General features: G+C 53.5%; 6 protein-coding genes. 3 read left to right on the top strand and 3 right to left on the bottom strand.

Annotation, left to right across the window (positions count from 1 at the left end):
• Position 1: 1 nt before the first annotated feature.
• Positions 2-844 carry a methylenetetrahydrofolate reductase [NAD(P)H] gene (gene metF, locus IE074_RS13615; RefSeq protein WP_189386000.1) on the top strand — a complete coding sequence of 281 codons (843 nt, stop codon included), beginning with the start codon at positions 2-4 and terminating at the stop codon, positions 842-844.
• A 96-nt stretch (positions 845-940) separates the two neighbouring features.
• On the opposite strand, the gene IE074_RS13620 is transcribed toward metF, so the two are convergent.
• A complete protein-coding gene (locus IE074_RS13620; protein ID WP_189386001.1) occupies positions 941-1555 on the bottom strand; it encodes a 5-formyltetrahydrofolate cyclo-ligase in 615 nt (204 codons plus the stop codon).
• Positions 1556-1578: 23 nt separating this feature from the next.
• On the opposite strand from IE074_RS13620, the gene IE074_RS13625 reads away from it, so the two are divergent.
• Positions 1579-3636, top strand: coding sequence for a lytic transglycosylase domain-containing protein (locus tag IE074_RS13625; RefSeq protein WP_229794031.1), 2058 nt, complete (start codon positions 1579-1581; stop codon positions 3634-3636).
• Positions 3637-3654: 18 nt separating this feature from the next.
• Complete coding sequence (locus tag IE074_RS13630; RefSeq protein WP_308429776.1) at positions 3655-4821, top strand: tRNA nucleotidyltransferase/poly(A) polymerase-related protein; 1167 nt, start codon at positions 3655-3657, stop codon at positions 4819-4821.
• Positions 4822-4832: 11 nt separating this feature from the next.
• Here IE074_RS13630 and IE074_RS13635 read toward each other — a convergent pair whose 3' ends face one another.
• Complete coding sequence (locus tag IE074_RS13635; RefSeq protein ID WP_229794032.1) at positions 4833-6026, bottom strand: class I SAM-dependent methyltransferase; 1194 nt, start codon at positions 6024-6026, stop codon at positions 4833-4835.
• Positions 6027-6512: 486 nt separating this feature from the next.
• On the bottom strand, positions 6513-6590 hold a 78-nt coding region (locus IE074_RS13640; RefSeq protein ID WP_189384867.1), incomplete at its 5' end, for an IS3 family transposase.

Genomic DNA, 6590 nt, shown 5'->3' on the forward strand with positions numbered 1-6590 from the left:
TATGAGTTCGTTTTCCAAAGAGTCATTCAGCCTGGAATTTTTTCCGCCGCGAGACCAGGCTGGGCGTGAGCGTCTGGTGGGTACGGCCAGGCAGTTGCAAATCATCAATCCGAGCTACGTCAGTGTGACGTTCGGGGCCGGTGGTTCTACCCGCGAAGGTACCGCAGAAACCGTGCGTCTTTTCTCCCGGATGGGTTACGAGGCAGCGCCGCATTTATCATGCATAGGTGCCGACAAGGACAGCATCTGCCAAATTCTTGAGGCCTATCGGGCCGAGGGGGTAAGACGGCTGGTTGCCTTGCGGGGCGATTTGCCTTCGGGAATGGGGATGGTAAGCAGCGACCTGCGTCATGCCAGTGACCTGGTGCAACTGGTTCGCGAGCACTCCGGTGACTGGTTTCATATTGAAGTGGCTGCTTACCCTGAAATGCACCCGCAGGCACAGGGGTTTGAGCAGGATATTGAACATTTTGTGCAAAAAGTCAGGGCAGGGGCCGATAGTGCCATCACCCAGTATTTTTTTAACGCTGATGCTTATTTCAGTTTTGTGGATAACGTGCGTGCCAAGGGGGTGGATATTCCGATTGTGCCGGGGATCATGCCTATTACCAATCACACGCAGCTGGTTCGTTTTTCACAAATGTGCGGTGCTGAAATCCCGCGCTGGATCCGTTTGCGGCTGGCTGAATTCGGTGATGATAAACAGGCAATCCGCCAGTTCGGGACAGAAGTGGTCACCCGGTTGTGCCAGGAGCTTATTGATAAAGGTGCGCCAGGTATCCATTTTTATACCCTCAACAATGCCGAAGCCACCCTGTCTATCTGGGAAAACCTCAGCTATTGATCTGACTTGATCATCGCTTATTGTTTCTATGGTACCGGTTGAAAGACCGGTATTATTACAAAAAGCTTGTTAGCCTCTGCCCGTTCGCGCAGCCACTTATTTAAGTGGTGCATGCAATCCTGAAGGCGTCAGGATATAGTCAAGCGGGATATCGTGTGGTTCTGGCGTGTAGGGTACGGTAATTTCACCTTCATCCCAGGCAACGCCGATTTTAATGAAGACATGTCCTTTTTCGTGCAGGTCGGCCAGAGTGCGGTCATAATAGCCTTTACCATACCCGATACGGTGACCGTGGCGTGTAAAACCCAATGTGGGCACCAGTATAATATCGGCAGGCAACGATTTTTCACTTAACTGTGGCTCTGGAATATTGAATTGGCCGGGCTGTAACGGGGTTGTGGCCGTCCAGCGGTAAAATTCAAGCGGGCTATCCTGTTTTGTTATGCACGGAAGGCTAAGCTCATGGCCCTGCCGGTCCAGCTCGGTTAACAGGGGAATCAGGTCGGGTTCTTCCTTGATGGGCCAGAATCCGGCAATCCGGCAGGAGGATTGCGGATGCTCCAGGGTAAACTGCCTGAACCATGTCATGAAGTGCTGACGTATTTGCCCGCTGTATTTTTCACGGATTGATGCTGTCAATGCCAGGCGGGAAGTTGTCAGCCACTTGCGTATTTCCTGATTGTTCATGCGTGCGGTTCGGGTTATGTTCATAGGTACCGGTTTTGAGGATCAAAATGACAGAAAGTAATCATTCAAGAAAAACAAGAATAACACGTTGGGGCATTTTCAAGAAACAGGCGTCGCGTTGGCAGATGGGGCTGGTGCCTTTACTGTTATTGTTAACTGCCTGTGCCGAAACGTCCACATCGGCCGCTGAAAAAGACATCAAAGGACAGCTTGCCCCATCATTGCAATATTATGGCCCGCCAGCACAAGTGCCTGCCGATGCGCGCAATGCCGTCATGTCGGCTTATGAGGCGATGCAGGCAAAAAACTGGGCGCAATTGCCCACCCTTGCCCAGCAGGCCCGTAAAGATCAGGAACTGGGCGAGTACCCCATGTTCTGGTATTTGCGCAACCAAATCAGGAGCCGTTCCGAACCCGTCCCCACTGGTGAAATTCTTGCTTTCCTTGAAAAAAGCCAGAACCCTTATTTGCATGAGCGTTTGAAGGCAGACTGGATACTGGAGGCGGCCCGCACCAGGGATTTTGCCACGGTTCGCAAACTGGGCAATGTGAACCTGAATAATGCACAGGTTGATTGCGCTGTTTTGCATGCCCGGCATATGGGTCATGGACGAGTCACTGCCAGCCAGGCCATGGATGCCTTTCGTCCGGGGACCGCCTGCTGGGACATGCTGGCGCAACTGTATGCCTCAAAAGTGCTGCAATGGGATCATATTCAGCCCCTGTTACGTGATGATATTGAATATGACAATAAGGCCAATGCCCGGCGTTTTGCAGCCATGCTGTTCAATCCCGCGCAAATGAAAGATTACGATGCTTTCATGGCCAATCCAAAAGCCTGGCTGTCCGGCCAAAGTGGTCAGGCACAAAGCCGGGAACAGGAAGAATTAAGAACCTTGGCATTCAGCCGTCTGGCCAGGCAAGACCGTGATGGCGGTTATGCGTTTTTGCAAAGTAACGGTAAGATACTGGTTTCAGCCGAAAACCGGCCATGGATTCTTGCCCAGTTTGGTCTGGTTTCTGTCTTGAACCTGGAAGATCGGGCAGACCAATGGTACCGGCAGGCCGGAGAAGGTTTTCGTTTAAGCGAATACAATCATGCCTGGCGGGTGAGGGCAGCTTTGCGTCAACCGGACATAGACTGGCCATGGGTGGCCAAAACCATTGGCATGATGCCACCAGCGCAACAGCAAGAACCCGTCTGGACATACTGGAAAGCCAGGGCCTGGCAAGCCATGGGTAACACTGCAGCTGCCCGCAAGGGGTTTGAAACGGTTGCCAATGACGATCATGGTTTCTACGGTCAACTGGCCACCGAAGCCTTGGGTCGCAAAATCACTTTGCCACCTCAGGCGCCTGCCAGCAATGCGGCTGAATTGGCGCATATCCGTCAGAACAGGGGGTTACAGCGCGCTGTCAGCTTGTTCAATTTGGGCTGGCGACCTGAAGCAGTTGCCGAATGGAACTTTGCCATCAGGGGTCTGAATGACCGTGAACTGATGGCGGCAGCCGAATGGGCCGTGCAGGAAAATATCTATGACCGGGCCATTAATACCTCTTTATTGACACAGGGTGATATCAATTTCAGGCAGCGATTCCTGGCCCCCTTCGAGGGCAAGGTGGGCCAGCAGGCCCGTAATGTCGGGCTTGACCCCGCATGGGTATATGGCCTTATCAGGCAGGAATCCCGTTTTGTCCCGGTAGCCCGTTCACGAGTAGGGGCGGCAGGCCTGATGCAGGTCATGCCCGGTACGGCAAAAATGGTGGCTAACAAAATCGGCATGTCCGGTTTTTCCATAAGTGATGTGAATGAGTTTGAGACCAATACGGTGCTGGGTACTTCCTACCTGAGCATGGTGAAAAATGACCTGGGTAATTCCGAAGTATTGGCCACGGCTGGCTATAATGCCGGACCGAACCGTCCCAAGCGCTGGCGCAGCAGTTTATCGGGGCCGGTGGAAGGGGCCATTTTTGCCGAAACCATTCCCTTTACCGAAACCCGGCTGTATGTGAAGCATGTCATGTCCAACGCAACCTGGTATGCCACCCTGTTTACCGGGCAGCCGCAATCATTGGTGCAGCGCCTGGGTACGGTGACACCTTAGTTTTTGGAAATGCTTGAAGTGTTAAATAAAAAAAACAATTGCCTGGAAGGCCTGGATGTTTATATTGTGGGCGGTGCCGTGCGAGACCGCCTGCTGGGCCTGCCGGAAGGCGATAAGGACTGGGTGGTGGTGGGGGCAGCGCCCGAAGACATGACGGCCCGCGGGTTTATTCCCGTGGGTGGTGACTTCCCGGTATTTTTGCATCCGCACACCAAGGAAGAATATGCGCTGGCCCGTACCGAAAGAAAATCAGGGCGAGGTTACCAGGGTTTCACGTTTTACACCGGCAAAGATGTCCGACTTGAAGACGACCTGAAACGTCGTGACCTGACCATTAATGCCATGGCGCAGGACAGGGCAGGACATATTATTGACCCATTGAACGGGCAGGCGGATTTGCAGGCCGGCTTGTTCCGGCATGTAGGTGATGCCTTTATTGAAGACCCGGTAAGGATTTTGCGGGTGGCCCGTTTTGCGGCCCGCTTCACCCGGTTCAGCCTGGCTGAAGAAACCCGTCAGTTATGCCGCCATATGGTGGACAATGGCGAAGTGGATGCCTTGGTGCCGGAACGGGTCTGGAAAGAAATTTCACGCGGCATGCTGTGTGAAAAACCGTCAAGAATGTTCAAAATGCTGGCTGAGGTTCATGCCTTGCCCCGGGTAATGCCGCAACTGGTGTGGAACGGACGGGTGGCGGATCTGCTGGATGCCGCACATGCTTGCGGTTTGCCCCTGCCATCGCGTTTTGCCATTTTATGCCTTGAAACGCCTGATGCTGAAGCCTTGTCCAGGCACTTGAGAGTGCCGAATGATTGTCTTGATTATGCCCGTTTGTTGCGGGTTGTCAGGGCGGAAATAGCGGGCCTGACGCAGGGGAAACATGATAACTCCCTTGAGATGGCCGACAGGGTTGTAGGTATTATCGAGCGTTGCGATGGTATTAGAAAGCCTGAGCGCTTCATGGATCTGGTGCGGGCGTGTGCATGCATGCAAGCGGCTTCGGAAGACAACAGTCATGGCAGCGGGAACGTGCTTGAATCATTCTGGCGCATGTGTCTTGACCGTGCCAGACAAATTGATGCGGGCGCCATCGCCCGTGAATATGCCGGCCAGCCTGGCCTGATCAAGGAAGCAGTCAGGCAGGCGCGGGTTGAATCAGTGTATGAGTATCTGGTTCAATCCTGAATGGTTTTTATTTAAAGCATATGGCGACGGTCACCACGGGAGAAGCCCATCAAGGGTTCATCAATGCCAAACCCAATAGCCAGGACCTTGAACAGTTCACCCATTTCGGCTTCGGACAGCAATTTTTGCACCGGACCGATTTCCCTGGCGTAACGGGCCGTATCCTGCGGATCCAGGGTTGAGAGCAGTTTCATTAAGCCGCTGTTAAGCAGGAAGTTGGCCTGTGAGGTGTAACCCAGCACTTCCAGTCCGCCCTCAAGGGCGGCATCGGCCATGGCCGTGAAATCCACATGGGCGGTAATATCCTGGATGCCTGGGTAAACCAACGGGTTGCCGTGGGCATGATGGCGCAAGTGGCACATCAACGTTCCCTGGGCCCGTTGGGGGTGGTAGTACTCTTTTTGCGGAAAGCCGTAATCAATCAAAAAAGCCACGCCTTTAGCCAGCCAGCGTCCCATTTCATGAATCCAGGCCTCGGCCTGCAGGTTGATTTCAGACGTATAACCCGGCAGGGCAGGCATGCGGCGGGCTATTTTTTCAGCCAGCTTGGCAGTGGCGGGCTGGTTGACCAGCATGAATTGGCTGTTGTTGTCCAGGGTGACGTATTTTTCCGCCAGCGTGCCATTGTCTTCCCACTGGAACAGTTCAACCGGCATGGCATCCAGGACTTCATTGGCAATCACGCAGCCTTCAAAACGTTCAGGTAGCCGGCTAAGCCATTGAACCTGGTTTTTGAAACCGGACAGTTTTTCCTGCTGCCTTGCCCTCAGGTCCGGAGAAAGTTCAAGAATAAAATAATTGATATCGGGGTTGTCAAGGGCAGCCAGTATGTCGTGTGCCAGAATGCCCGAACCGGCACCAAACTCAAGGATATCCAGTGTGCCGCTTGCCTTGTGTACCTGCGTTATTTGCCGTGCCAGCGTGCGGGCAAACCAGGGGCTTAATTCAGGGGCGGTGGTAAAGTCGCCAGCCGGGCTTTGGGTAACCGCCTGGTCCCGTTCATTGCCCAGTTTGGTATTGCCGCTGGTGTAATAGCCCAGCCCGGGGGCGTACAGGGCCTCGTGCATCCATAACCTGAAAGGAATGCTGCCCTGCTGCTTGATGAGTTGCTGCAGATACACGGCGGTACGGGCGCTGTGTTCAAGGGAATCGGGATCTATCTCGGGCAGATTGTTGTTGGGGGTGTGATGAGGCATGGTGGACATGGTACGGGAGTCAAAAAATAATGCGTAGGGATATTGTATATAAAAGCGTTGAGCAACAAGGATGATCGTGCCAGCGCGTTGCAATCGACAGGATGTCTGTTTGTGTTTTGCAATTCGTTCCCACACTCCTGTGTGGTAATGCATACGGACGTCAGTTTGAATATCCGCATTCCTAATACTGGCGCGGAATGATTATTCAGGTTTGCTCCGACGCCGCTTCGTGCCGAAGTCGCCGCACCTGAACGATCATTCCGCTTGTGCAAGTTTGACAGCAGCTCAGTTCAGGGAATGGGCAAACAACACAACTGTTTCCACGAAGCAGGAAAATTCCCCTCTGTGGAGGGGTGGCAGGCGAAGCCTGACGGGGTGGTGCTCTCCTCATCCCGGTTCCCACGCAGGAGCATGGGAACCAGGAACAAGTGAAGGGAGAAGATCCCGGTTCCCACGCAGGAGTGAAGTGACCCCCAAATGTTGGACGGTTAAAAACTAGGCAGCTAAAACCTGAGTCCGGTATTGTACCGGACTCAGGCCGTTTAACTTGAGCTTGATACGTTCGTGATTGTA

This window comes from Advenella faeciporci, assembly GCF_014652395.1.
GTDB classification, from domain to species: domain Bacteria; phylum Pseudomonadota; class Gammaproteobacteria; order Burkholderiales; family Burkholderiaceae_B; genus Advenella; species Advenella faeciporci.

Excerpts from the sequence above, each read along its gene's own strand:
- metF (WP_189386000.1), top strand. The coding sequence starts at position 2 with ATGAGTTCGTTTTCCAAAGAGTCATTCAGCCTGGAATTTTTTCCGCCG.
- IE074_RS13620 (WP_189386001.1), bottom strand. The coding sequence starts at position 1,555 with ATGAACATAACCCGAACCGCACGCATGAACAATCAGGAAATACGCAAG.
- IE074_RS13625 (WP_229794031.1), top strand. The coding sequence starts at position 1,579 with ATGACAGAAAGTAATCATTCAAGAAAAACAAGAATAACACGTTGGGGC.
- IE074_RS13635 (WP_229794032.1), bottom strand. The coding sequence starts at position 6,026 with ATGTCCACCATGCCTCATCACACCCCCAACAACAATCTGCCCGAGATA.